This is a genomic window from Rhodococcus sp. LW-XY12, from assembly GCF_019317345.1.
Lineage (GTDB): Bacteria > Actinomycetota > Actinomycetes > Mycobacteriales > Mycobacteriaceae > Rhodococcus > Rhodococcus pyridinivorans.
On sequence record NZ_CP079225.1, the window covers coordinates 2,955,300 to 2,979,974 of the forward strand.

At 68.4% G+C, this 24,675-nt stretch carries 25 protein-coding genes; 3 read left to right on the forward strand and 22 right to left on the reverse strand.

Annotated elements, in window-relative coordinates:
• Positions 1-7: 7 nt before the first annotated feature.
• From nuoK to KXC42_RS13840, 12 genes are all read right to left on the reverse strand, one after another.
• Positions 8-307: an NADH-quinone oxidoreductase subunit NuoK gene (nuoK, locus tag KXC42_RS13785; RefSeq protein ID WP_006554035.1), complete on the reverse strand. Its 300-nt coding sequence runs from the start codon at positions 305-307 to the stop codon at positions 8-10.
• On the reverse strand, positions 304-1,095 hold the full coding sequence (locus tag KXC42_RS13790) for an NADH-quinone oxidoreductase subunit J (RefSeq protein WP_088898401.1): 792 nt from the start codon (positions 1,093-1,095) through the stop codon (positions 304-306). The genes nuoK and KXC42_RS13790 overlap by 4 nt, the downstream gene beginning before the upstream one ends.
• Positions 1,092-1,637: an NADH-quinone oxidoreductase subunit NuoI gene (gene nuoI, locus KXC42_RS13795; RefSeq protein ID WP_006554037.1), complete on the reverse strand. Its 546-nt coding sequence runs from the start codon at positions 1,635-1,637 to the stop codon at positions 1,092-1,094. Before nuoI ends, KXC42_RS13790 begins: the two co-directional genes overlap by 4 nt.
• Positions 1,637-2,938, reverse strand: coding sequence for an NADH-quinone oxidoreductase subunit NuoH (gene nuoH / locus KXC42_RS13800; RefSeq protein ID WP_088898403.1), 1,302 nt, complete (start codon positions 2,936-2,938; stop codon positions 1,637-1,639). Before nuoH ends, nuoI begins: the two co-directional genes overlap by 1 nt.
• Complete coding sequence (locus KXC42_RS13805) at positions 2,935-5,406, reverse strand: NADH-quinone oxidoreductase subunit G (protein WP_219129171.1); 2,472 nt, start codon at positions 5,404-5,406, stop codon at positions 2,935-2,937. Before KXC42_RS13805 ends, nuoH begins: the two co-directional genes overlap by 4 nt.
• Positions 5,403-7,589: an NADH-quinone oxidoreductase subunit NuoF gene (gene nuoF / locus KXC42_RS13810; protein WP_019289691.1), complete on the reverse strand. Its 2,187-nt coding sequence runs from the start codon at positions 7,587-7,589 to the stop codon at positions 5,403-5,405. Before nuoF ends, KXC42_RS13805 begins: the two co-directional genes overlap by 4 nt.
• Positions 7,586-8,890, reverse strand: coding sequence for an NADH-quinone oxidoreductase subunit D (locus KXC42_RS13815; protein WP_006554041.1), 1,305 nt, complete (start codon positions 8,888-8,890; stop codon positions 7,586-7,588). The genes nuoF and KXC42_RS13815 overlap by 4 nt, the downstream gene beginning before the upstream one ends.
• Entirely contained in the window at positions 8,887-9,603 is a 717-nt protein-coding gene (locus KXC42_RS13820; protein WP_006554042.1) for an NADH-quinone oxidoreductase subunit C, read from the reverse strand. The genes KXC42_RS13815 and KXC42_RS13820 overlap by 4 nt, the downstream gene beginning before the upstream one ends.
• Positions 9,600-10,154, reverse strand: a complete 555-nt coding sequence (locus KXC42_RS13825) for an NADH-quinone oxidoreductase subunit B family protein (RefSeq protein WP_006554043.1) — start codon at positions 10,152-10,154, stop codon at positions 9,600-9,602. Before KXC42_RS13825 ends, KXC42_RS13820 begins: the two co-directional genes overlap by 4 nt.
• Positions 10,155-10,255: 101 nt before the next feature.
• Entirely contained in the window at positions 10,256-10,615 is a 360-nt protein-coding gene (locus KXC42_RS13830; protein ID WP_016935086.1) for an NADH-quinone oxidoreductase subunit A, read from the reverse strand.
• 259 nt (positions 10,616-10,874) lie between these two features.
• Positions 10,875-11,279, reverse strand: coding sequence for a response regulator transcription factor (locus KXC42_RS13835; protein WP_080678464.1), 405 nt, complete (start codon positions 11,277-11,279; stop codon positions 10,875-10,877).
• Positions 11,280-11,359: 80 nt separating this feature from the next.
• Positions 11,360-11,608, reverse strand: coding sequence for a hypothetical protein (locus KXC42_RS13840; protein ID WP_231412743.1), 249 nt, complete (start codon positions 11,606-11,608; stop codon positions 11,360-11,362).
• A 334-nt stretch (positions 11,609-11,942) separates the two neighbouring features.
• Between KXC42_RS13840 and KXC42_RS13845 the strand changes: the two genes are divergently transcribed.
• Entirely contained in the window at positions 11,943-12,974 is a 1,032-nt protein-coding gene (locus KXC42_RS13845) for an iron-siderophore ABC transporter substrate-binding protein (protein ID WP_006554048.1), read from the forward strand.
• A gap of 36 nt (positions 12,975-13,010) precedes the next feature.
• On the opposite strand, the gene KXC42_RS13850 is transcribed toward KXC42_RS13845, so the two are convergent.
• From KXC42_RS13850 to KXC42_RS13865, 4 genes are all read right to left on the reverse strand, one after another.
• Positions 13,011-13,679: a methionine ABC transporter permease gene (locus tag KXC42_RS13850; RefSeq protein ID WP_006554049.1), complete on the reverse strand. Its 669-nt coding sequence runs from the start codon at positions 13,677-13,679 to the stop codon at positions 13,011-13,013.
• Between the two features lie 13 nt (positions 13,680-13,692).
• Positions 13,693-14,712, reverse strand: coding sequence for a methionine ABC transporter ATP-binding protein (locus KXC42_RS13855; RefSeq protein WP_006554050.1), 1,020 nt, complete (start codon positions 14,710-14,712; stop codon positions 13,693-13,695).
• A complete protein-coding gene (locus KXC42_RS13860) occupies positions 14,712-15,548 on the reverse strand; it encodes a MetQ/NlpA family ABC transporter substrate-binding protein (RefSeq protein WP_019289697.1) in 837 nt (278 codons plus the stop codon). The genes KXC42_RS13855 and KXC42_RS13860 overlap by 1 nt, the downstream gene beginning before the upstream one ends.
• 61 nt (positions 15,549-15,609) lie before the next feature.
• The gene (locus tag KXC42_RS13865; RefSeq protein ID WP_064062003.1) at positions 15,610-16,638 is read right to left on the reverse strand and encodes an isopenicillin N synthase family oxygenase; all 1,029 of its coding nucleotides are present in this window, start codon (positions 16,636-16,638) and stop codon (positions 15,610-15,612) included.
• A 351-nt stretch (positions 16,639-16,989) separates the two neighbouring features.
• Here KXC42_RS13865 and KXC42_RS13870 point away from each other — a divergent pair, with 351 nt between their 5' ends.
• On the forward strand, positions 16,990-17,607 hold the full coding sequence (locus KXC42_RS13870) for a DJ-1/PfpI family protein (protein WP_019289699.1): 618 nt from the start codon (positions 16,990-16,992) through the stop codon (positions 17,605-17,607).
• A complete protein-coding gene (locus tag KXC42_RS13875; protein WP_024101204.1) occupies positions 17,604-18,101 on the forward strand; it encodes a MarR family winged helix-turn-helix transcriptional regulator in 498 nt (165 codons plus the stop codon). The genes KXC42_RS13870 and KXC42_RS13875 overlap by 4 nt, the downstream gene beginning before the upstream one ends.
• Here KXC42_RS13875 and KXC42_RS13880 read toward each other — a convergent pair.
• From KXC42_RS13880 to trpB, 6 genes are all read right to left on the reverse strand, one after another.
• On the reverse strand, positions 18,068-18,952 hold the full coding sequence (locus KXC42_RS13880) for an acyl-CoA thioesterase II (protein ID WP_006554055.1): 885 nt from the start codon (positions 18,950-18,952) through the stop codon (positions 18,068-18,070). The genes KXC42_RS13875 and KXC42_RS13880 overlap by 34 nt on opposite strands.
• Positions 18,949-20,370 (reverse strand): pyruvate kinase, encoded by a 1,422-nt coding sequence (pyk, locus tag KXC42_RS13885; protein ID WP_006554056.1) that lies wholly within the window; start codon positions 20,368-20,370, stop codon positions 18,949-18,951. Before pyk ends, KXC42_RS13880 begins: the two co-directional genes overlap by 4 nt.
• A gap of 169 nt (positions 20,371-20,539) precedes the next feature.
• Positions 20,540-21,490, reverse strand: coding sequence for a TM2 domain-containing protein (locus KXC42_RS13890; protein ID WP_219129172.1), 951 nt, complete (start codon positions 21,488-21,490; stop codon positions 20,540-20,542).
• A complete protein-coding gene (gene lgt / locus KXC42_RS13895) occupies positions 21,487-22,524 on the reverse strand; it encodes a prolipoprotein diacylglyceryl transferase (protein WP_039585217.1) in 1,038 nt (345 codons plus the stop codon). The genes KXC42_RS13890 and lgt overlap by 4 nt, the downstream gene beginning before the upstream one ends.
• Positions 22,521-23,324 (reverse strand): tryptophan synthase subunit alpha, encoded by an 804-nt coding sequence (gene trpA / locus KXC42_RS13900; protein WP_006554059.1) that lies wholly within the window; start codon positions 23,322-23,324, stop codon positions 22,521-22,523. Before trpA ends, lgt begins: the two co-directional genes overlap by 4 nt.
• The gene (gene trpB, locus KXC42_RS13905; RefSeq protein WP_006554060.1) at positions 23,321-24,583 is read right to left on the reverse strand and encodes a tryptophan synthase subunit beta; all 1,263 of its coding nucleotides are present in this window, start codon (positions 24,581-24,583) and stop codon (positions 23,321-23,323) included. Before trpB ends, trpA begins: the two co-directional genes overlap by 4 nt.
• Positions 24,584-24,675: the final 92 nt, after the last annotated feature.

The following is a 24,675-nucleotide window of genomic DNA, read 5'->3' on the forward strand; positions in this document are numbered from 1 at the left end:
GGGGTCGTCAGTACTTGAGCAGGTCGGCGTTGTCGACGGAGGCGGATCGCCTCGTCCGGAAGATGGTCACGATGATCGCGAGGCCGACGACGACCTCGGCGGCCGCGACGACCATCGTGAAGAAGGCGAAGACCTGTCCGTGGAGGTTGCCGTGCATCCGCGCGAAGGTGACGAAGGCCAGGTTGGCGGCGTTGAGCATCAACTCGACGCACATGAACACGACGATGGCGTTGCGGCGCAGGAGGACTCCCACAGCGCCGATGGTGAACAGCAGTGCCGACAGGTAGAGGTAGTTCTCGGGGTTCATCGCCGGTCCTTCCTCGCGTCGTCGTCGGGTTCGCGCAGGCCGAGTTCGGTGTGGTCCCAGTCGCGTCCGATGCGGCCGAGCAGCTCACCGACCGACAGTTCGGAGAACGATCCGTCCGGGAGCAGGGCCGGGACGTCGGCGGCGTTGTGGCGGGCATAGACGCCCGCGGCCGGCAGCGGTGTGACCCGCTCTCCTTCGCGGAATCTGCGTGCGGCGAGTTCGCGTTGGGTCTGCCTCGGCTGCAGTCGTTCCCGGTGGGCGAGCACCATCGCACCGACGGTGGCGGTGATGAGCAGCGCTCCGGTGAGTTCGAACGCCCAGACGTAGTCGATGAACAGCAGCACCGCCAGGCCCTCGACGTTGCCGCCGGCGTTGGCGGCGTCGAGTCCCGCGAAGCCGGAGACCGCGGTGTTCCCGATGCCACCGATGAGCATCACCGCGAAGCCGATCGCCACGACGATCGCGAGAACGCGCTGTCCCTTGATGGTTTCGACGAGGGAGTCGGCGGAATCGATACCGACGAGCATGAGCACGAACAGGAACAGCATCATCACGGCGCCGGTGTAGACGACGACCTGCACCACACCGAGGAACAATGCGTCCTGCGCGATGTAGAAGACGGCGAGCACGATCATCGTCATCGCGAGGAACAGCGCCGAGTACACGGCCTTCGGGGCGACGACGACACCGAGCGCCCCGAGTACCGCGACGGCACCGAGGATCCAGAACTGCACGGCCTCCCCGGTGGAGGTCGTGGTGAGTTCGGCGGCGAGCAGCGCGGTGGTCACCGGTGTTCCTCCCCGTCGGCGGCGGACGCGTGTTCCGGGACGGGGATCGTGCCCCGGTAGTAGTCCTCGTCGGTGGCGCCGGGTGCCATGGGATGCGGGGGTGGCTGCATCCCGGGTTCGAGCGGCGCGAGCAGGCGGTCCTTCTCGTAGATCATGTCGGTGCGGTTGTCGGCGGCCATCTCGTACTCGTTCGTCATCGTCAGCGCGCGGGTCGGGCACGCCTCGATGCACAATCCGCAGCCGATGCACCGCAGGTAGTTGATCTGGTAGACGCGCCCGTACCGTTCGCCGGGCGAGTACCGCTCCTCGTCGGTGTTGTCGGCGCCCTCGACGTGGATGGCGTCGGCGGGGCAGGCCCACGCGCACAGTTCGCAGCCGATGCACTTCTCGAGTCCGTCCGGATACCGGTTGAGCTGGTGGCGTCCGTGATAGCGGGGGGCGGTGGGTCTCTTCTGCTCCGGATACTGCTCGGTGTTGGGCTTCTTGAACATCGTCGTGAGCGTCACACCGAAACCGGCGAGCGGGCCGCGGAATTCGACCATCACGATCCTCCTGGGAGACGACCCGCCGGGGCGGGCGGACTCGATCGGGTGCTCGACCGAGCAGGTAGTGGCGGCACGGGGAAGCCCCCGGCCATGGCGTCGAACTCCTCGTCGACGCCGGCGGGTGGTTCCGTCGCCTGTGCGATGCGCCGGGTCCGCCGCCCCTGCAGGGTGAGGTAGGCGAACAGCAGAGCGGTGGACAGCACCCCGGCGACGATGAGGCTCGCGGTGCCGGGCAGGACGTCGTCGGTGTCGAGGATGCGCAGCGCGGCCACGATCATCACCCACACCACCGAAACGGGGATGAGCAGTTTCCAGCCCAGGGCCATGAACTGGTCGTAGCGCAGTCGCGGCAGGGTGCTGCGCAGCCACACGAAGACGAACAGCACGACCCACACCTTGATCACGAACCACAGCAGCGGCCACCAGCCCGAGTTCGCGCCGCTCCACAGCGTCAGCGGCCACGGCGCGTGCCAGCCACCGAGGAACAGGGTGGTCGCGAGCGCGGAGACGGTGACCATGTTGACGTACTCCGCGAGCATGAACATCGCGAACCGCAGCGACGAGTACTCCGTGTGGAAACCGCCCACGAGTTCGCCCTCGGCCTCGGGCAGGTCGAAGGGAGCGCGGTTGGTCTCCCCCACCATCGACACCGAGTACACCAGGAAGGACGGCAGCAGCAGCACGACGAACCACAGGTCGTTCTGCGCGGCGACGATGCCTGAGGTCGACATCGTGCCCGCCTGCAGGAAGACCGCGGCGAACGCGAGTCCCATCGCGATCTCGTAGGAGATGACCTGCGCGGTCGAGCGGAGACCACCGAGCAGCGGATAGGTCGAACCCGAGGCCCAGCCGGCGAGCACGATCCCGTAGACGCCGACGGAGGTGATCGCCAGGACGTAGAGCACCGCGACGGGAAGATCGGTCAGCTGCAACGGCGTCCGGTTCCCGAGGATCGACACCTCCGGCCCGAAGGGAATGACCGCGAACGCCATGAACGCCGGGGCCGTCGCGATGATCGGGGCGAGCATGTAGATCGGCTTGTCGACCCCGGTCGGGATGATGCCTTCCTTGAGCGCGAGTTTCAGACCGTCGGCGACGGTCTGGAACAGTCCCTTCGGTCCCACCCGGTCGGGTCCGACCCGCATCTGCATCCAGGCCATGATCTTGCGTTCGGCGAGGATCATCACGAGGGTCGTCAGGACGAGGAACGCGAAGATCGCCACGGCCTTGACGACGACGAGCCACCAGGGGTCGATGCCGAACATCGACAGGTCCACGGGTTGGGCGGTGACGCTCATCGCGGATCCTCCTCGGCCGATCCGGAACCCGTCGTGGCGGCGGCCCGGATCCGCACCACATCACCGGCGGTGACACCGAGATCGGCGTGCACCATCGATCCCGGCGAGGCGGTGGGCAGCCAGACGACACGGTCGGGCAGGTCGTCGACCACCAGCGGCAGCGTGATCGAGCCGCGCTCGGTGGAGACGGTGAGCGAATGATGGTCGGCGGCGCCGATCTCCGCAGCAGTTGCGGCCGACAGACGGGCGACGGGTTCATGCGCGGTTCCGGCGAGGTGCGGTTCGTCGTCCTGCAACCGGCCCGCGTCGAGGAGCATCCGCCAGGTGGCGAGGACCGCTTCCCCGAGAACGGGACGTCGTGGGGGTCGCGGGGACACTCCCGGCGATTCGGGAACGGTGCCCGTCCATCGTCCGAGTTCCGCGAGTTCGTGACGCAGGGTCTCGACGTCGTGGGGGCCGGGATCGTCGAGGCCTCCGTCGAGGTCCATCGCGTCGGCGATCGCCGCGAGCACCCGGTGGTCGGGCAGTGCGCCGGTGTCGCGGAGGGCGATCGGGAAGGCACGTTCGCGCCCCTCCCAGTCGAGGAAGCTCCCGGCCTTCTCGACCACCGGCGCGACGGGGAAGACGACGTCGGCGCGGTCGGTCACCGCGCTGCGTCGCACTTCCAGACTCACGACGAAGCCGGCACCGTCGAGACCCGCGAGTGCGGCATCGGGGTCGGGCAGGTCGGCGGGGTCGACGCCGGCGACCACGAGCGCAGCCACATCACCTTCGGCGGCCGCGGAGAGGATGGCGTCGGTGTCGCGGCCCGCCTCCGACGGCAGGGTGTCGGCCGGTAGACCCCACGCCGACTCGATGTCGCGCCGGGCCTGCGGGTCGCCGATCGGGCGACCACCGGGCAGCAGGGTCGGGAAGGCGCCGGCTTCGAGTGCTCCGCGATCACCGGCGCGGCGCGGGATCCACGCGAGGCGGGCTCCGGTCTCGTCGGCGAGGGCCGCAGCGGCGGACAGCGTGCCGGGCGATGCTGCGGCCCGCTCCCCCACCAGCACGATCGCACCGGGAGTCCCGAGCGCCGCCGCGGCATCGGCGGATGCGCCGGTGCGGATCGCGTCGAGCGCGCGTGCCTCGTCGCCCGGGACGCACTGTTCGACCCGGCCCGACAGCTTGTGGGCACCGCGCGAGGCGAACGGTGCGATCGTGAAGACCTGCAGCCTGTTCCGCCGGACCGCCTTGCGCAGCCGCAGGAAGACGATCGGCGACTCCTCCTCCGGCTCGAATCCGACGAGGAGCACCGCCGGCGCGCGGTCGAGGTCGCGGTAGGTGACGTCGAGGCGCCCCCCGGCGACCCGCGAGGCGAGGAAGTCCGTCTCCTCCTCCGACAGGGCTCGACTGCGGAAGTCGATGTCGTTGGTGCCGAGCGCCGTTCGCGCAAACTTCGCGTACGCGTAGGCGTCCTCGACGGTGAGCCGGCCACCGGTGAGCACCCCGGCCCTACCGCGCGCCGCCGCGAGCCCGCGGGCGGCGACGCCGAGCGCCTCGATCCACGAGGCGGGGACGAGCGCTCCGGTATCGTCGCGGACGAGCGGTGTCGTGAGGCAATCGTCGGCGGTAGCGTAGGTGAACGCCCAGCGTCCCTTGTCGCAGTTCCATTCCTCGTTGACCTCGGGGTCGTCCCCGGCGAGTCGGCGCAGCACGGCACCGCGACGATGGTCGGTGCGCTGGGCGCAGCCGCTCGCGCAGTGTTCGCACACACTCGGCGTGGAGACCAGATCGAACGGGCGGGCGCGAAACCGGTAGGCGGCGCCGGTGAGCGCGCCGACCGGACAGATCTGGACGGTGTTGCCGGAGAAGTACGACTCGAACGGTTCCTCGGTGTAGATACCGACCTGCTGCAGCGCCCCGCGGTCGAGCATGTCGACGAACCGGTCGCCCGCGATCTGGTCGGCGAAGCGGGTGCACCGCGCGCACAGCACGCACCGTTCGCGGTCGAGGAGCACCTGCGAGGAGATCGCGATGGGTTTCGGGTAGGTGCGTTTGGTGTCCTCGAAGCGGGACTCGGCGCGTCCGTTGGACATCGCCTGGTTCTGCAGCGGGCACTCGCCGCCCTTGTCGCATACCGGACAGTCGAGCGGATGGTTGATGAGCAGCAGTTCCATCACGCCGCGCTGGGCCTTGTCGGCCACCGGTGAGGTGAACTGGGTGCGCACGACCATCCCGTCGGTGACCACGGAGGTGCACGAGGCGAGCGGTTTGCGCTGGCCCTCGACCTCGACGAGGCACTGGCGGCACGCACCGACCGGTTCGAGCAGCGGGTGGTCGCAGAACCGCGGGATCTGGACCCCGATCAGTTCGGCGGCGCGGATCACGAGAGTGCCCTTGGGCACGGCGATCTCGGTGTCGTCGATGGTGACGTTCACGAGGTCGGTGGTCTCGGACTTCTCCGCACCGGCACCGGACACTGCGGTCATCGCTCGCCTCCTTCCGCGGGGGCGTCGGCGGCGAGCGTCGACAGGTGCGGGTCGAACGGGCAGCCGCCGTGCTCGAAGTGGGCGACGTATTCGTCGCGGAAGTACTTCAGCGACGACGTGATCGGGCTGGTCGCGCCGTCCCCGAGCGCGCAGAACGCCCGGCCGAGGATGTTGTCGGAGATGTCGAGCAGCTTCTCCAGGTCGGCTTCGGCGCCCCGGCCGTGTTCGAGCCGCTCGAGGATCTGCACGAGCCACCAGGTGCCCTCGCGGCAGGGGGTGCACTTGCCGCACGATTCGTGCGCGTAGAACTCGGTCCAGCGCAGCACCGTGCGGACGACGCAGGTGGTCTCGTCGAAGATCTGCAGGGCCCGGGTCCCGAGCATCGACCCGGCGGCGGCGACGTTCTCGTAGTCCAGGGGGACGTCGAGGTGTTCGTCGGTGAAGATCGGGGTCGACGAACCGCCGGGTGTCCAGAACTTGAGCCGGTGGCCGGCGCGCACACCTCCGGCGTAGCCGAGCAGCTCGCGCAGGGTGATGCCGAGCGGGGCCTCGTACTGGCCGGGGGTGGTGACGTGCCCGGACAGCGAGAACATCGCGAATCCCGGTGATTTCTCGGTGCCCATCGAGCGGTACCAGTCCACACCGTTGCGGATGACGAACGGGACGTTCGCGATGGATTCGACGTTGTTGACGACGGTCGGGCATGCGTACAGGCCGGCGACGGCGGGAAAGGGCGGGCGCAGGCGTGGTTGGCCGCGGCGGCCCTCGAGGGAGTCGAGCAGCGCCGTCTCCTCACCGCAGATGTATGCGCCCGCACCGGCGTGGACGACGAGTTCGAGGTCGTATCCGGAGCCGAGGATGTCGCGTCCGAGATAACCGGCCTCGTAGGCCTCGGCGACCGCCGCGTGCAGGCGCCGCAGCACCGGGACGGCTTCGCCGCGGAGATAGACGAACGCGTGCCGGGCGCGGATCGCGTAGGCGGCGATGATCACGCCTTCGACGAGGGCATGCGGGGTGGCCAGCATGAACGGGATGTCCTTGCAGGTGCCCGGTTCGGATTCGTCGGCGTTGACGACGAGATAGTGCGGCTTGTCGTCGCCCTGCGGGATGAACGACCACTTGGTGCCCGTGGAGAATCCGGCGCCGCCGCGACCGCGGATCCCGGAATCCTTGACTGCGGCGATGACCGCATCCGGGTCCATGCCGAGCGCGATGGGCAGGGCTTCGTATCCACCGTGCCGCCGGTAGGCGTCGAGGGTCCACGCCTGTTCCTCGGCCCAATAACGGGTGAGTACGGGGGTCAGACCTGTCGGTGATTTCGCGACGGCGACGACGGCCTCGTCATTCTCCGGCGGTTCGGGTGCCCGCATGTCGTGCTTGCGGGCGACCTCGAGCCCGGCGAGGGAGGCCGGCCCGGCGGTACCGGCGGCCTCGAGCGCACCGGGCCGGTCGTCGGGGATCCCCGCGAGCAGGCGTGCGGTGTCGCGGAAGCTGCGCAGCGGGGCGCCGCGCGTCGGTGCGGGGGTGCCGCCGGCGAGCAGGTCGTCGACGAGTTCGATCGCGGAGTCGATAGTGCGGTTGTCGAACAGTTCCCAGTCGACGGTCATCACCGGGGCGTAGTCGCACGCCGCGTTGCATTCGATGTGCTCGAGGGTGATCGCGCCGTCGGCGGTGGTCTCGTCGTGTCCGATGCCGAGCCGGGTGCACAGCGCGGAGAAGATCTCGTCGCCGCCCATCGTCGCGCACAACGCGTTCGTGCACACTCCGACGTGGTGGCGGCCGGTCGGCGAGCGGCGGTACATGGTGTAGAAGGTAGAGACGGCGGCGACCTCGGCGCCGGTGAGTCCGAGCCGCCGGGCGCAGAACTCGATGCCGGCCGGCGTGATGTAACCGTCCTCCGCCTGCACGAGGTGCAGCAGCGGCAGCAGCGCTGATCGTGGCTGCGGGTAGCGCGCGATGATCCGGTCGGCGTCGGCGTCGAGGCGGGCGCGCGCGTCGTCGGGATAGCGGCGCGGTGCGTCGGGTGGGGTGAGATAGGTGTCCTCGTCGGGTCGCGGCCCGAGCGGCACGAGGACGGGTTCGCGTCCGGCCGGTTCGGTCATCGGCACGGCGGCGGTGGTCTCGCTCGTGGCCGCGGTGCCGGTGGTCTCCGCGCCCGCAGCCCGCACGAATTCGGTGTTCATCGGTCCACTCCCCCCATCACCGGGTCGATGCTGGCGACGGCAGCGATCACGTCGGAGACCATGCCGCCCTCGCACATCGCCGCGACGGCCTGCAGATTCGTGAACGACGGGTCGCGGTAGTGCACGCGGTACGGGCGTGTGCCGCCGTCGCTGACCATGTGGACGCCGAGTTCGCCGCGTGGCGATTCGACGCCGATGTAGACCTGTCCCGCGGGGACACGTATGCCTTCGGTGACGAGCTTGAAGTGGTGGATCAGACCCTCCATCGACTCGCCCATGATGTGCCGGATGTGGTCGGGCGAGTTGCCGAGTCCGTCCGGTCCGAGCTGCAGTTCCGACGGCCAGGCGATCTTGCCGTCCTGGACCATCACCGGTCCGGGGCGGAGCCGGTCGAGGCACTGTTCGACGATCTTCAACGATTCGTGCATCTCCCCGATCCGGACGAGATAGCGCGCGTAGCAGTCGGATCCCTCTGCGGTGACGACGTCGAACTCGTAGGTCTCGTAGCCGCAGTAGGGTTCGGCGCGGCGCAGGTCGTAGGGCAGTCCGGTGGACCGTAGGATCGGTCCGGTGATCCCGAGGGCCATGCAGCCGGTGAGGTCGAGGCAGCCGATGTCGCGGGTGCGTGAGATGAAGATGGGGTTGTCGGTGAACAGGGCTTCGAGATCGGCGAGCCGGCCGGGTAGGAGGGCGAGCAGGTCGCGGATCATCGGCACGGCTTCGTCGGGCAAGTCCTGGGACAGTCCGCCGGGCCGGATGTAGGAGTGGTTCATCCGCAGTCCGGTGATCGTCTCGAAGACGTCGAGGATCAGTTCGCGTTCGCGGAAACCGAACAGCATCGGGGTGGTCGCGCCGAGTTCCATGCCACCGGTGGCCAGCGCCACCAGGTGCGAGGAGATGCGGTTGAGTTCCATGAGCATCACCCGCACGACCTGCGCGCGTTCGGGGACGAGATCCTCGATGCCGAGCAGCTTCTCGACGCCGAGGCAGTAGGCCGTCTCGTTGTGGAACGGGGCGAGGTAGTCCATGCGAGTGACGAAGGTGACGCCCTGCGTCCAGTTGCGGAATTCGAGGTTTTTCTCGATTCCGGTGTGCAGATAGCCGATTCCACATCGGGCCTCCGTGACGGTCTCGCCGTCGATCTCGAGGATCAGGCGCAACACTCCGTGGGTGGATGGGTGCTGGGGGCCCATGTTGACGACGATGTGGTCCTCGCCGCTGTCGCGTACGGCAGCGGTGATGCCGTCCCAGTCGCGTCCGACGGCGTCGAAGACGGTCTCGGTCGCGGGTTCGCTCGTCACGTGTACGCCCTCCGTTCGTCGGGTGGCGGGATCCGGGCGCCCTTGTATTCCACCGGGATGCCGCCGAGAGGGTAGTCCTTGCGTTGGGGATGTCCGTGCCAGTCGTCGGGCATCTCGATGCGGGTGAGCGCGGGGTGCCCGTCGAAGACGATTCCGAAGAAGTCGTAGGTCTCGCGCTCGTGCCAGTCGTTCGTCGGGTAGGTGCGGTAGAGCGAGGGGACGTACGGGTCGCTGTCGGGGATCGCGACCTCGAGCCGTATCCGGCGGTTGTGGGTGATCGAGACGAGCGGATACACCGCGTGCAGTTCGCGGCCCGTCTCCTGCGGGTAATGCACCCCGCTGACCCCGAGGCACAGCTCGAAGCGGAGGTCCGCATGGTCGCGCAGGGTGCGGGCCACGAGTGGCAGATGTTCGCGGCGGACGAAGACGGTCAGCTGGTGGCGGTGCGCGACGACCTTCTCGACCGCCTGGGCATAGCCGACGCCGGTGTCGCCGGATCGCTCGTCGAGGACGTCCTCGAGCGTGTCGACGAGGTCGTCGAGGTACCCGCCGTAGGGTCGCTCGGTGCTGCCGGGCAGCGTCACCCGGCGCACGAGGCGGCCGTAGCCGCTGGTGTCACCGGATCCACGCACCCCGAACATGCCGCGTCGGACGGCGATCACCTCGTCGGCGCGGTCGTCGTGGTCGGATCCTGTCCGTTCGAGATCGGTCATCGCGGCGGCACCGTCAGTTCGATGAGGGGACGTTGGGCCAGGGCCGCTTCCTCGGCGGCGCGGATCGCCTCGGCCCGGTTCACACCCAGTGGCATCTGCGCGATCTTCTCGTGCAGCATGAGGATGGCGTGCAGGAGCATCTCGGGCCGGGGCGGGCAGCCCGGAAGGTAGATGTCGACGGGGACGACGTGGTCGACCCCCTGAACGATTGCGTAGTTGTTGAACATGCCGCCCGACGAGGCGCACACGCCCATCGCGAGCACCCACTTCGGTTCGACCATCTGGTCGTAGACGCGGCGCAGGGCGGGAGCCATCTTCTGGCTGACTCGGCCGGCGACGATCATGACGTCGGCCTGTCGCGGGGAGGCCCGGAAGGCCTCCATACCGAAGCGGGCGATGTCGTAGCGGCCACCGGCGGTGGCCATCATCTCGATGGCGCAGCACGCGAGCCCGAAGGACGCCGGCCACAAGGAGCCCTTGCGCGCGAAACCGGCCAGGGTCTCGACGGTGCTGAGCAGAAAACCGCTGGGGACCTTCTCCTCGATGCCCATCGCCCGTCACCTTCCCCGGAATCGGACCGGACGCCCGGTCGTTTGTCGTCCGCTCTCGTAACCCCTTCGCTGGCAGGACATCCCGTCGTACACGCGGGTCGTCAGTCCCATGTCAGGCCTCCTCGTTTCCACTCGTAGGCGTAGGCGACGAAGACGTTGAACATGAACAGCGCCATCGCCGCCAGACCGAAGACGCCGAGCGCGTCGAAATGGACCGCCCACGGGTACAGGAAGACGATCTCGATGTCGAAGATGATGAACAGCATCGCGGTGAGGTAGTACTTCACCGGGAAGCGGCCACCTCCCACCGGCTGGGGTGTGGGGTCGATGCCGCACTCGTACGCATCGAGCTTGGCGCGGTTGTATCGGCTCGGGCCCGCGAGGCTCGCCACCGCGACGGAGAAGACCGCGAAGGCAAGCGCGATGCCACCGAGTACCAGGATCGGTACGTAAGCGTTCATGCGACCTCCGGTTGCTTGCGCGAATCCGGCCGCGGGTCTGCTCGTCGCCCGCGAACCCACCCCCGCCGTGCACCGGGCGGTTCCGTCCCGGCCCAGGGTTGTGAGTCACGGCACACACTAGTGCTGTTCGCGTCGGACTTGTCGCGATTTCACGCCCTCGATTCGGGGCGGCGTGTCGGGCTGCTCGACAACGGGAAGGAGGGTAGATTTTCCGGCCCCACATACGAGTTCGCGGCCGGGCGGTCGCGCGTCGGAAGGGTCAGGAGGGGCGGGAGCGAGGGGTGAGCAGCGCGAGGACCTGCCGGCCGAGCCGAATCGGGTCGACGGGATGACGCAGCGCCACCTCGGCGCCCGACCAGCGGGCGAGCCATTCGTCGTCGGCCCGGGCGATCAACACGATGATCGGCGGGCACGAGTCGAGTTCGTCCTCGAGTTGTTTCGCGAGGCCCATGCCGCCCGCGGGGGCGGCCTCACCGTCGAGCACGGCGAGGGCGATGTCGCCGGCGTGCATGCGTTCGACGACGACCGGCGGTGTCGCGACCTCGACGTAGTCGAGTGGAGGCAGATCCGGGTGCAGCCGGGTACCGAGGGCATCACGAACCTGTTGCCGCACGGTCGCATCGTCGCTGTAGACGAGGATGCGCAGCGAGTCGGTCACGGGCAAGATGCTAACCGAGCACACCCGCCCGTCCGGGGAACCCGCGCGTCGCGGCGGTGCCGCGACGTCGGCGGGCCGGGACGAGCTCAGGATCCGCTACCGAGCGGATGCCACCGCTCGCGGATCTCAGGACGGATGGCCGTCTCCGTCTCGTCGTCGTGGATGATCGAGGCGGGCGCGATCATCAGGTGCGCCAGCACGATGCATGCGCCGGTGAGCATGGCGAATGCGGCACCGATCAGATACGACGCGGTGAACACCGCAGCCAGGAATCCGATCGTGAGCATTCCCGTGAGCGCGATGATCGCGAGAATCCGCCGGTTCGAGCGTGGCATCGAATCGGACCTCTTATCCGTGGATGCAACCATGAGCATCTCCGTTCCTCCCCGGAACGACGCATCCGGTACCCCCGCATCCACTCATCGTTCCCGGTCGACGAATCGTCGGTGATGAGCGAACCCCCGCGGTGGCCGAGTGCGGCCGTCCCCTTTCCCGCCCGGGACGTGAGCGGTTTCGATAACAGAATACTATCAAATGTGACATCCGTCTCGTGATCTGTTTGTGGGACATCACGAAGCTGCGGACGGCCCGGAAATCTGCCGATAACCGTCATCCCCTTCAGAAGGTTAGGCTCACCTCTCGAACCGGTCCGATCAGTGAGAGGTATCCATGAAATTTCTGTCCCCGCGCCGCCTCGGGTCACGCGCGGTAGTCGCGCTCGCCGCCGCCGTCGCACTCACCGCCTGCTCGTCCGGCAGTGGCGACAACTCGAACGGTTCTCCGACGGGCGACTTCGAACCCGTCGCGATCGAGCACGCACTGGGCACCGCCGAGATCGACGCGCAGCCCGAAAGGGTCGTCACGCTCGGGATGGGTTCGGCCGAGACGGCGATCGCACTGGGTGTCACCCCAGTGGGGATGGAGGAATATCCTTGGGGCAGCGACGAAACCGGATATCTGCCCTGGATCCACGAGGAACTGACCGAACGCGGCGAGCCGCTGCCCGAGCAGTTCACCGGTGGCGCCGAGGTGGACGTCGAGGCGATCGCCCGACTCGCCCCGGACGTCATCCTCGCGCCGTGGTCGGGCATCACGCAGGAGCAGTACGACCTGCTGTCGGCGATCGCCCCGACCGTCGCCTACCCCGAACTGCCCTGGACGATCACCTGGCAGGACCAGATCGAGACCATCGGCACCGCACTCGGCAGGCACGACGAGTCGCTGGATCTGATCACGGGGATCGATGACACCTTCGAACGCACCGCGGCGGAGCATCCCGAATACGCCGGGGTGACGTTCTCGTATATCTACAACACCGGCCCCAGCACGCTGGGCGTGTTCATGCCCGACGAGCAGCGCGTGGCGATGGTCCGCGGACTCGGGCTGACGGTCGACCCGGTCGCGGAGACGCTCGAGGAGACCGAGGGCACCGACTCGGCGGTCATCGGGCTCGAGAACGCCGGACTGCTGAAGGACTCGGATCTGATCTTCACGTTCTATTCCGACCCGGCGAACCGCGCGGAGATCGAATCGCAGGCCGTCTACCAGCAAATTCCGGCGATCGCGCGCGGCTCGCTCGTCGCGCCGGAGGAACAGCCGTTCGTCACGGGATCGTCGATGATCAATCCGCTCACCGTGCCGTGGTCGATCGACCGCTACGTCCCGCTCGTCGACGAGGCGATCGCGAAGCTCGACCGCTGAGCCGGACGCACCGGTGGTGCGCCCGGCTCTCGGGCGTCACCGCCGGTGCGCGAGCCTGCGGACCATGAGATCACCGATCGACTGCATGATCTGCACCATCACGATGAGGACGACCACCGCGAGCAACAGCACCGGCGTGTTGAACCGCTGGTAGCCGTAGACGATCGCGAAGTCGCCGAGACCGCCACCACCGATGACACCGGCCATGGCCGAATAGCCCACCAGCAGCACGAGGGTGAGGGTGGCACCGGCGATCAGCGGGGACAGTGCTTCGGGCAGCAGCACCTTGCGCACGATCTGCCCGTTGGTGGCCCCCATCGCCTGGGCCGCCTCGACCCGGCCCCGGGGCACCTCCCGCAGAGCGGATTCGACGATCCGGCCGAAGAACGGGATGGCACCGATGGTCAACGGCACGATCGCCGCGGTCGGCCCGATCGCGGTACCCACGATGAAGCGGGTGAACCCGATCAGCGCGATCAGCAGGATGAGGAAGGGCAGCGACCGGAAGAGGTTGACGATCACGCCGAGGACGGTGTTGAGCGTCCTGCGCGGCCACAGTCCGGACGGGGACGTCAACTGCAACACGATTCCGACCAGCACACCACCGACGACGGTGAGCACGAAGGACACCGCAACCATGTAGAGCGTCTCGAGGGTGGCTTCCCACACCTCCGGGAAGGCGTCGTACCACTGCAGTTTGTTCATCGCGCCTGCACCGTCATTCCGTGAGTCCCTCCAATTCGGCTTCCGTCCCCCACGCCAGGCTCAGATACGGGCGTTCGGCCACGAACCCCTCGATGAGTGCCCGATCGGTACCCGCCGTGAACCGAAGGCGCATCCGGCCCACGGTGACGCTGCCGACCTGTTCGACCCGGCCGCCGACCACAGCGATGTCGGCGTCGATCGCGCGGATCATCTCAGCGAGCCACGGTCCGTGCGCGGCATCACCGATCGCGGTGACCAGAGCCGTGTCGGCACCCGAACCCGTCGACGGGTCGGTGCCGACCGGGACGAGCGCATGCCCGAGCGCCGACTCGGGATCGGCGACGAGATCGACGATCCGGCCCGTCTCGACCACCTGTCCGGCGGCGAGCCGAGCTGCCGAGCTGCAGATCCGGCGCAGCACCCCGAGTTCGTGGGTGATCACCACGACCGTGACGCCCAGTCGTCTGTTCACCTCGGCGACGAGATCGAGGACCTGATCGGTGGTGTCCGGGTCCAGGGCGCTCGTGGCCTCGTCGCACAGCAGTACCTCGGGTTCGACGGCGAGTGCGCGGGCGATGCCCACGCGCTGCTGCTGTCCACCGGACAGCTGCGAGGGATAGCTCTCCCCCTTGCCGGCCAGGCCGACGAGATCGAGCAGCTCGAGCGCCCGCTTGCGGCGCTGTTCCTTGTCGATCCCCGCCACTTCGAGCGGGAATTCGACGTTCCGGATCACGGTGCGCGAGTGCAGTAGGTTGAACTGCTGGAAGACCGTCCCGATCCGGCGACGCGCCGCTCGCAGTTCCGCGCCGGACAGGGTCGACAGGTCGTCCCCGCCGAGCAGGATCCGTCCCGAGGTAGGCCGCTCGAGCAGGTTCAGACAGCGCAGAAGGGTGGACTTGCCGGATCCGGACGGGCCGACGATGCCGTAGATCTCGCCGTCGGGGATCTCGAGCGACACCCCTCGCAACGCCGCGACCTCCCCGGAGCGCCCGGCTCCGGGGAAGGTCTTGACGAGGTTCTCGACGACGATCATCAGTTCGTCGAGTGGACCGGCAGCACGGCGCCGGAGTAGGTCTCCTCGATCCAGGCAGCCGTCTCGGGCGACTCGAGGGCCTCGGCCAGCGCGGTCACTGCCGGGTCGTTCTCGTTCTCGGCCCGCACGACGAGCAGGTTGGAGAAGGGGTTGTTCTCGACCTCTTCGGTGACGATGGCGTCCTCGGCCGGGTTCAGGCCGGCTTCGAGCGCGTAATTGGAGTTGATCACGGCGGCGGTGATCTGCGCGTCGTCGAGCTGACGGGCGAGCTGCGGACGCTCGATGCTGACGAGGTTCAGGTTCTTCGGGTTGGCGGTGATGTTCGATTCGGTGACCACCGACAGGTCGGCCTCCTCGAAGGGCACGTCCATCTCGAGCAGACCGGCCGATTCGAGCAGGTACAGCGCGCGGGCGTAGTTGGTGGTGTCGCGCGGCACGGCGACGGTGTCGCCGTCCTTCAGCTCGTCGAGCGAGGCGATCTTGTTCGAGTAGAGGCCGATGGGCTCGAGGTGCACGTCGGCGACGGCGACGAGGTCGTCGATACCCTTCTGCTTCTGCCAGTCCGTCAGGTAGGGCTCGTGCTGGAAGAAGTTCGCGTCGACGTCACCGGCCTCGAGCAGTTCGTTGGGATCGACCTCCCCGGTGATCTCGACGATGTCGAGCTTGTAGTCGCCCAGCGCCCCGGTGCTCACGATCTGGTCGAGGATCTCGACGTGCGGGGTGGACGACGCCGAGATCCGGAGGGTGGTGTCGTCACCTTCGGACGACGAGCAGGCCGCGAGACCCGCAGCGAGGGTGAGCGCGGCGGACGCGACGACGATACGACGCAGTGACATCGGGTGGATACCTTCCGTTGGGAATGCGGGGACGTTGGAAATACGGGGACGGACAGATCGATTATCGGGGTGCGGCGAAGCGGGCGAGGAGATCCGCGTGAAAACGCTCCGCCACGTTCGGATGTGCCCGCAGGCGGGACTTGAGTGCGTTGAGGCCGTAGACGGCGTGCAGCGTGCCGCCGTGTGCGTCGGGGCCGACGCCGCGGGCGGCCGCGGCCAGATCTGCGGGCAACTCCACCGCCGGGAGTTCGCGGTCGAGACCGGGATTGAGGAAGAAGGGCAGCGACACCCGGTCGGTGCCCGCCGGGGGCGGCAGCACACGATGGACGGTCGCCTGGAGGTAACCGCCGGTGGCGACCTCGAGGAGTTCTCCGATGTTGACGATGAAATGCCCTGGGAGCGGGTCGATGTCGACCCAACGTCCGTCGCGTTCGACCTGGAAGCCGGTGCTGCCGGGTTCGGGATACAGCAACGTCAGCGCGCCGACGTCCTTGTGGCTGCCGACCCCTTGATCGGTGACCGAGCGGTCGTGCCCGGGATACCGCGCGATCTTCAGCAGCGGGTCGGGATCGGCGAAGGCGTCCTCGAAGTGATCGGCGGGGGCACCGAGGGATTCGGCCCATGCACCGAGCAGTCGGCGTCCGACGTTGCCGGCCTCGTCGATCCACCGCAGGGCCAGTTCGCGTAGTCGGGGGACCTGCTCGGGCCACAGATTGGGCCCGTGCAGCACCTCCCAGGGGCGGTCGGGGTCGACCTCGGCGACGGCATCGCGTTCCGGGCCGATGTCGAGTTGTTCGCGCCAGTCGACATAGCCCTGGGTGCGTTCGCCACCGACACGGGTGTAGCCGCGGAAGTGGGGCGAGCGGATGTTCTCGATCGCGAGCTTGTCCGCCTCGGGGAGGGCGAAGAATTCGCGTGCCGCCGCGACGAGCCCGTCGGCGAGCGCGGGCTCTATCCCGTGACCGGCGAGATGGAAGAACCCGATCTCGTGGGTGGCCTCCCGGAGGCGATCGAGCAGGGCGTTGCGTGTGGTGTCGTCGCCGTCGAGATCGGACAGATCGATGACGGGCAATACTGTCGAATCGGACATGATGTGCCTTTCGAACCGCATCGGATGCGAGGAATTCCCGGTCACCGCCGGATCGTCGGTCACAGCGGACTCAGGGGAATCGTGAGAGCAGTGCGAGCAGCCCCGACAGGGGTGATCAGCGGCAACGACAACACGCAGGAGCCACGGCGCTTCGAGCGCGTGTGCTCACAGTCTGCGCGTGAGTGTTGCCCATGTTCTCCTCCGATGAGGTCGCGTGCGACCTTCGACGACAGTGGCGCCACGACGTGGTCCTGATCAAGGCTAATCGCCGCCTGGACCACCCGGCAAATCATCCTCGACCGGCAGTGCGACACCATTGACAGCAGGCTGTCGTTTTGTCAGCATACTGTCATGACCGAAACAGTTCACGTCGCCGTGTACGACACCCTGGCGGACTGGGAGATCGGATACGTCACGCCACATATCGCAGATCCCGAATGGCAGCGCAGCCCCGGCCGGTACCGCGTCCGTACCGTCGGAGCCACGACGGAACCGGTCACGACCAAGGGCGGACTCCGCATCCTTCCCGACGCCGTGCTCGCAGACATCACGCCGGAGGACAGCGCGATGCTGATCCTCGCGGGCAACGACATCTGGCCGACCGACGCCTACGCCCCGTTCGTCGACAAGACCCGGCAATTCCTCGACGCCGGCGTTCCGGTGGCCGCGATCTGTGGCGCGACCGGAGCGCTCGCGGCTGCCGGCCTGCTCGACGAGCGGCCGCACACGAGCAACGCTCCAGAATTCCTGCAGAGCGTCGGATACGGTGGCGCCGATCTGTACCGGGACGAACCCGCGGTCACGGACGGCGATCTCATCACCGCGAGCGGCATCGCCCCGGTCGACTTCGCCCGCGCGATCTTCACCCGGCTCGACATGTACGAACCGCGCGTCCTCGACGCCTGGTACGCCCTCTACGGCGAGCGCGACCCGCGCGGCTACTACGAGCTCATGTCCTCCGGCTCGTGACGGAGCAGAACGCGGCCGAGCAGCACCCGGCGGAGGCCGAACTGCTCAGCGCGGCCGCACTGACGGCCTTCCGGCTCAACGGCCAGTTTTTCGCGCTGGCCGAGACCCTGGCGCGTCCGGTGGGCCTGACCGCGGCCTGGTGGCAGGTCCTCGGCGCGGTCTCCTCCGCTCCGCTGCCGGTGTCCGCGATCGCCCGCGAGATGGGCATCACCCGGCAGAGCGTGCAGCGCATCGCCGATCTCCTCGTCGACAAGGGCCTGGCGGAGTACCGGCCCAATCCGGCGCACCGTCGCGCCAAGCTCGTCGCGATGACACCGGCCGGTCGCGACGCGATCCGTGCCATCGGCCCCGCTCACGCCGACGCCGCGCGGGCACTGTGCGAGGAGACCGGATCCGAGAACCTGGCGCGGATCGTGGAGGGCATGCGCGCGCTGTCGGCCGCCCTCGACCGATCGGCCGATCAGCTCCCCGACGGACGACGCGGCGGGAAGTGACGGATGAGCCCTTCCTGCACGACGGTCGCGACGAGTTCGCCCTCGATGGTGAAGTAGCGTCCCGTCGCCATACCACGGGAACCGGCCGCTACCGGGGATTCCGTGGCGTACAGGTGCCATTCGTCGAAGCGGAGCGGACGGTGGAACCAGATCGAATGGTTGACCGTCGCCGCCACGATCCGGTCGAGTCCCCACGACAGGCCGTGCGTGGTGAGGATCGAATCGAGGACGGTCGTGTCGGACGCGTAGGCCAGCGTGGCGACGTGGAGCAGCGGATCGTCGGGCAGTTGCCCGTCGGCGCGCATCCACACGCGGTTGTGGCCGAGCTTCTCCCCCGTTCCCCGCAACACCCAGGCGGGGTCGTTGGCGTACCGCATGTCGATCGGCTTGAGCGCGCCGACGAAATGCGGCAACTGCTCCTCGAAGCCGCGCAGGCGTTCGCCGATCGGCGGAAGCGCTTCGGGCAGGGGAACATCGGGAACGGTCACCGAGTGTTCGAGGCCTTTGCCCCACCGCTGGAAGGCGGCGAGCATGACGAACAGTTCCTGGTCGTCCTGGTAGGCGGTGACCATCCGGTTCGCGAAGTCGCGGCCGTCCCGGTGGGTGACGACGTGGTAGTCGATGGGCCGCTTGACGTCGCCGCCCCGGATGAAATGGGCGTTGATCGCGTGCACAGGACGATCACCCACGGTGCGTCCGGCCGCAATGAGCGCCTGCGCGACGAGCTGACCGCCGAAGGTGCGGCTGCCGACCTGCTCGGGATGACCACCACGGAAGACGTTCTCCTCGACCTGCTCCAGATCGAGGAGGCCGAGGAGAACGTCGAGATCCGTTGTGTCCGACAGTGTCACCGGGTGTCTTTCTCACCCAACCGGTGCACGTGGATGAGGTTGGTCGAACCCGAGCGTCCCGGAGGCGCTCCGGCGACGATCACCACGAGGTCGCCGCGCTGGTACCGGCCCAGCGACAGCAACGCCGCGTCGACCTGTTCGACCATCTGGTCGGTGGTGTCGACCGGCTCGACCGAGAAGGTCTCGGTGCCCCACGTCAGCGCCAGCTGGTTGCGGATGTGCGGGACGGGCGTGAACGCGAGCAGCGGCAGCGGGGTGTGCAACCGCGCGAGTCGTCGCACGGTGTCGCCCGACTGGGTGAACGCGACGAGCGCCTTGGCGTCGAGACGCTCGCCGATGTCGCGGGCGGCGTACGAGATGACACCGCGCTTGGTGCGCGGAACGTGCGTCAGCGCAGGCACTTCCGTCGAATCCGACTCGACGGCGGCAATAATGCGCGCCATCGTGCGGACCGTTTCGACGGGGAACTTGCCGACGGAGGTCTCACCCGAGAGCATCACGGCGTCGGTGCCGTCGAGCACGGCGTTGGCCACGTCGGAGGCCTCGGCGCGAGTGGGACGCGAGTTCTCGATCATCGATTCGAGCATCTGCGTCGCGACGATGACGGGCTTGGCGTTCTCACGTGCTATCTGGATCGCGCGCTTCTGCACGAGCGGTACTTGCTCGAGCGGAAGTTCGACGCCGAGGTCGCCGCGCGCCACCATGACCGCGTCGAAGGCGAGGACCACGGCCTCGAGATTCTCGACGGCCTCGGGCTTCTCGAGCTTGGCGATCACCGGCACGTGCCGCCCGACGCGGTCCATGACCTCGTGAACGAGTTCGACGTCGGCCGGCGACCGCACGAACGACAGGGCGATGAAGTCGACACCGAGGCGCAGTGCGAACTCGAGATCCTCGATGTCCTTCTCCGACATGGCCGGAACGGAGACGTTCATCCCCGGCAGGGAGACACCCTTGTTGTTGCTGACGGGTCCGCCCTCGATGACGCGGCAGACGACGTCGTTGCCCTCGACCGCCTCGACGACGAGACCGACCTTGCCGTCGTCGACGAGCAACCGGTCGCCGGCGACGGCGTCCTGAGCGAGTTCCTTGTAGGTGGTCGAGACGCGGTCGTGGTCTCCGACCACGTCGTCGACGGTGATGCGGACCACTTCACCGTGTTCCCACACGGTGCGGTCCTCGGCGAATCGTCCGAGCCGGATCTTCGGCCCCTGGAGATCGGCGAGGATACCGACGGCGTGCCCGGAGGCCTCCGACGCAGCGCGGACCCGGTTGTAGTGGCCCTCGTGGTCGGCGTGTTCACCGTGGCTGAAATTCAGGCGGGCGACGTCCATTCCGGCGTCGACGAGATTCCGCAGGACATCGGGGTCGGCGGTGGCCGGCCCCATAGTGCAAACGATCTTGGTGCGTCGGGTCACGCTTCGAGCCTAGCCTCCGAGCCTGCGACCCTCCATCCCAGCACCCCGGTGCGTGTCGCCGGGGTGCCGATGGGACGGAGACGTCGGGATGTCACAGGCGACGGAGACGTCGGGATGTCACAGGCGACGGAGACGTCGGGATGTCACAGGCGACGGAGTCGTCGGGATGTCACGGACGGAGCTGGCGTCCGTTCTTGTCGCGGACCTTGCCGGTGAGCATGAGGATGCCGTCGATCAGCGGCCAGATGCCCCCGATACCGCAGGTGAGCCAGGTGACGGCGATCTGCGCGACCGCCGTGCCCGGCTGGTCGAGGTAGAAGCGTCCGGCACCGAAGGCGCCGAGCAGGATCCCCAGCACACCTGCGGTGACCTTGCTCTTGTCGGAGTACGGCTCGCCGGTGTAGGGATCGCGTCCGAAGGGCGCTGCGGCGTCGTGACCGTACGGGTTCGACGGGTCGGGGTAGCCGTAGGCGGGCATCACCCCGTAGCCGGGCGGCGGACCGTATCCCTGTCCGCTCTGCGGAGTCGGACCGTAACCCTGCCCGCCCTGCGGAGTCGGACCGTAACCCTGCCCGCCCTGCGGAGGCGGACCGTAACCCGGCTGCTGCGTTCCCTGCGGACCGGTGTACCGGCCCTGCGACGGGTCCTGCTGCGGGGACCCGATCGGGTAGTGCGGGTCGGGTGTCCCGTAGACCGGTCCGGTGCCGGTCTCGGGCCGGCCCTGATGCTCGCCGTAGGGGTAGTCGCCCGGGGACGGATAGTCGGACTCGTGCTCGGCCGGCGGCGGGTAGCTGGGCGTGGTCCCCCAGCCCGGTCCGTTGCCGACACCCGAGTAGGTGTCCCATCCCGGTCCCGGAGTGCCGGTGGCGCCACCGAGGGAGTCGAGGGTGGGCGGTTGAGCGGACAACGAGGCCTGCGCGGTGGCGTCGTAGTCGAACGCGCGTCCGAGATCGGGAGGCGGGGTGTGCTCGCTCTCCGAGGACCGCTCCGGCGTGTCGGCGCCGGAGGCGGACTCGCTCCGCTTCGTCAGGTCGGGCTGGGCAGGCTCCGTCTTGTCGGGCTCCGGCTTGGCAGGCTCCGAATCGGATGCTCCCGAAGCTTCCGGGTCCTGTCTGGTCACGAGTGATCCCCTTTGCTGTCTCCGGACGTCGCTTCGTCGACTCTACCGGCGGCGGACGACGAGCTGTCCGACTCCGCATCCGCCGACTCCGAAGTGGGCGCGGCCTCGTCTGCGGCCGCCCCGCCCTCGTCCTGTGCGGCCGGCTCTGCGTCCGCGTTCCCGGCGACCGGATTCAGCGTCGCAGGGTCCTCGCGGCCCTTACGTGCGAGGACGAAGTAGGCGACCGCGAGCACGAATACGATGCCCGAGGTGAACGAGTTGATCCGGATACCGGCGATCTGGGTCGCCGCATCGGTGCGCATCAGCTCGATCCAGAACCGGCCCGCGCAGTACCCGGCGACGTAGAGGGCGAACAGGCGTCCGTGACCGATCGTGAACTTTCGGTCGACGAACACCAACAGCAGCACGACGGCGAGGTTCCACAGCAGCTCGTAGAGGAAGGTCGGGTGCACGACGAAGGCCACCTCGCCGGTGGACACGCCGTCGACCAGCCCGGGCGCGACCTGCCCTGCGTCGTTGCGCCGTTCGTAGATCTCGAGTCCCCACGCCACCGTGGTCTCGCGACCGTAGAGTTCCTGGTTGAACCAGTTGCCGAGGCGTCCGATGGCCTGCGCCAGCAGGATCGCCGGGGCGAGGGCGTCCCCGAAGGCCGGCAGCGGGATCCCCCGCCGACGGCACCCGATCCACGCACCGAGCGCACCGAAGGCGACCGCACCCCAGATGCCGAGGCCACCCTCCCAGATCTTCAGGGCGTCGACCGGGTCGTTGCCGTCTCCGAAGTACTTCTGCCAGTCGGTGGCGACGTGGTAGAGCCGCCCACCGATCAGGCCGAAGGGCACCGCCCACACGGCGATGTCGAGGACGGTGCCGGCCTGTCCGCCGCGTGCGACCCAGCGGCGGTCGCCCCACCAGATCGCCACGACGATCCCGACGATGATGCACAGGGCGTAGGCACGGAGGGCGAACGGTCCGAGATACCAGACGCCCTGCGGCGGACTCGGCAGATAGGCCAGAACAGACGCAGTGGATGTCACGAGTGCACGTTAGCGGAGCGAACGCCCTTCGCGAGATCCCGAGTCAGTGCGAGCAACGCGTCGGGCCCTTCGGCGACGGCGGAGACCAGCGCCGAACCGACGATCACGCCGTCGGCGTAGCCCGCGATCTCCGCGGCCTGGGCACCGTTGCGCACACCGAGACCGACACCGACCGGGATGTCGGAGTGCGTGCGCACCCGGGCGACGATCTCCGGCGCGCGGTTGTCGACGCTGTCGCGGGCGCCGGTGACACCCATGGTCGAGGTGGCGTAGACGAAGCCGCGGCACTTGTCGAGGGTGGTCGCGAGGCGCTCGTTGGTCGACGACGGTGCGACCAGGAAGATCCTGCCGAGTCCGTACTTGTCGGCCGCGGCGATCCATTCCTCCGCCTCGTCCGGGACGAGGTCGGGCGTGATGATGCCGAGTCCACCCGCGGCCGCGAGGTCGCGCGCGAAGTTCTCGACGCCGTACTTGAGCACGAGGTTCCAGTAGGTCATCACGACCGCGGCGCCGCCGGCGGCGGTGATCGCCTCGACGGCCGGGAAGACGTCGCGGACCCGGACGCCGTTGGCGATCGCTTCGAACGCCGCGTTCTGGATGGTGGTGCCGTCCATGACCGGGTCGCTGTAGGGGATGCCGACCTCGATGAGATCGCAGCCGCCCTCGACGAGGGTCTTCATCGCCTCGACGGAGCGCTCGACGGTGGGATAGCCGACCGGCAGGTAACCGACCAGTGCGGCGCGGTTCTCGGCGCGGCAGGTCGCGAAGATCTCGGTCAGGCGTTCGTGCGGGGCGCTCACTGGGCTGCTCCTTCGGGGCCGGTCCGGTCGGCGGACTCGTCGGTCGGCAGGTAACCGAACCACTTGGCGGCGGTGTCGACGTCCTTGTCCCCGCGGCCGGAGAGGTTGACCAGGACGATGGCGCCCTTGCCGAGTTCGGGGCCGAGCTCGACGGCACCGGCGACGGCGTGGGCCGACTCGATAGCGGGGATGATGCCCTCGGTGCGGCACAGCAACGCGAAGGCCTCCATGGCCTCACTGTCGGTGACGGCGCGGTACTCGGCCCGGCCGGTGTCGGCGAGCCAGGCGTGTTCGGGGCCGACGCCGGGATAGTCGAGACCGGCGGAGATCGAATGCGATTCGATGGTCTGGCCGTCCTCGTTCTGCAACAGGTACGAGAACGCGCCGTGCAGGGCACCGTGAGTGCCGCCGCCGATGGTGGCGGCGTGCCGTCCGGTCTCCACCCCGTCTCCCCCGGCCTCGCAGCCGACGAGCTTGACGGACGGGTCGTCGATGAACGGGTGGAAGATGCCGATCGCGTTCGATCCGCCGCCGACGCAGGCGACGACGGCGTCGGGCAGGCGACCGGTGAGTTCGCGGATCTGTGCGCGGGCCTCGAGGCCGATGATGCGCTGGAAGTCGCGGACCATCGCCGGGAAGGGGTGCGGGCCGGCGGCGGTGCCGAAGCAGTAGTAGGTGTTGTCGGCGTTGGTGACCCAGTCGCGCATCGCCTCGTTGATCGCGTCCTTGAGGGTGCGCGAGCCGGTCTTGGCGGCGATGACCTCGGAGCCGAGCAGACGCATGCGCGCGACGTTGAGGGCCTGCCGTTCGGTGTCGACCTCGCCCATGTAGACGCGGCATTCGAGACCGAGCAGCGCGCATGCGGTGGCGGTGGCGACGCCGTGCTGGCCGGCGCCGGTCTCGGCGATCACGCGGGTCTTGCCCATGCGCTTGGCGAGCAGCACCTGTCCGAGCACGTTGTTGATCTTGTGCGAGCCGGTGTGGTTGAGATCCTCGCGCTTGAGGAAGATGCGCGCTCCGCCGGCGTGTTCGCTCAGGCGGGTGGCCTCGTAGACCGGGGACGGGCGGCCGGTGTAGTCGCGCTGCAGGCGGTCGAGTTCCGCGAGGAAGCCCGGATCGACGCGTTCCTTCTCGTAGGCAGCGGTGACCTCCTCGATCACCGCCATGAGCGCCTCGGGCACATAGCGGCCACCGAAGACTCCGAAATGGCCGCGGACGTCGGGTTCGTGCGCGGTCGGAGTGGCGAGGGCTTCGCTCATCGAGGGAAGCCCTCGGCCTTTGGCGGAAAGTGCGGAATCGTCTGCAGTCACGCGTCCAGTCTGCCCCACCACGCGATGCGGATCACGTGGGG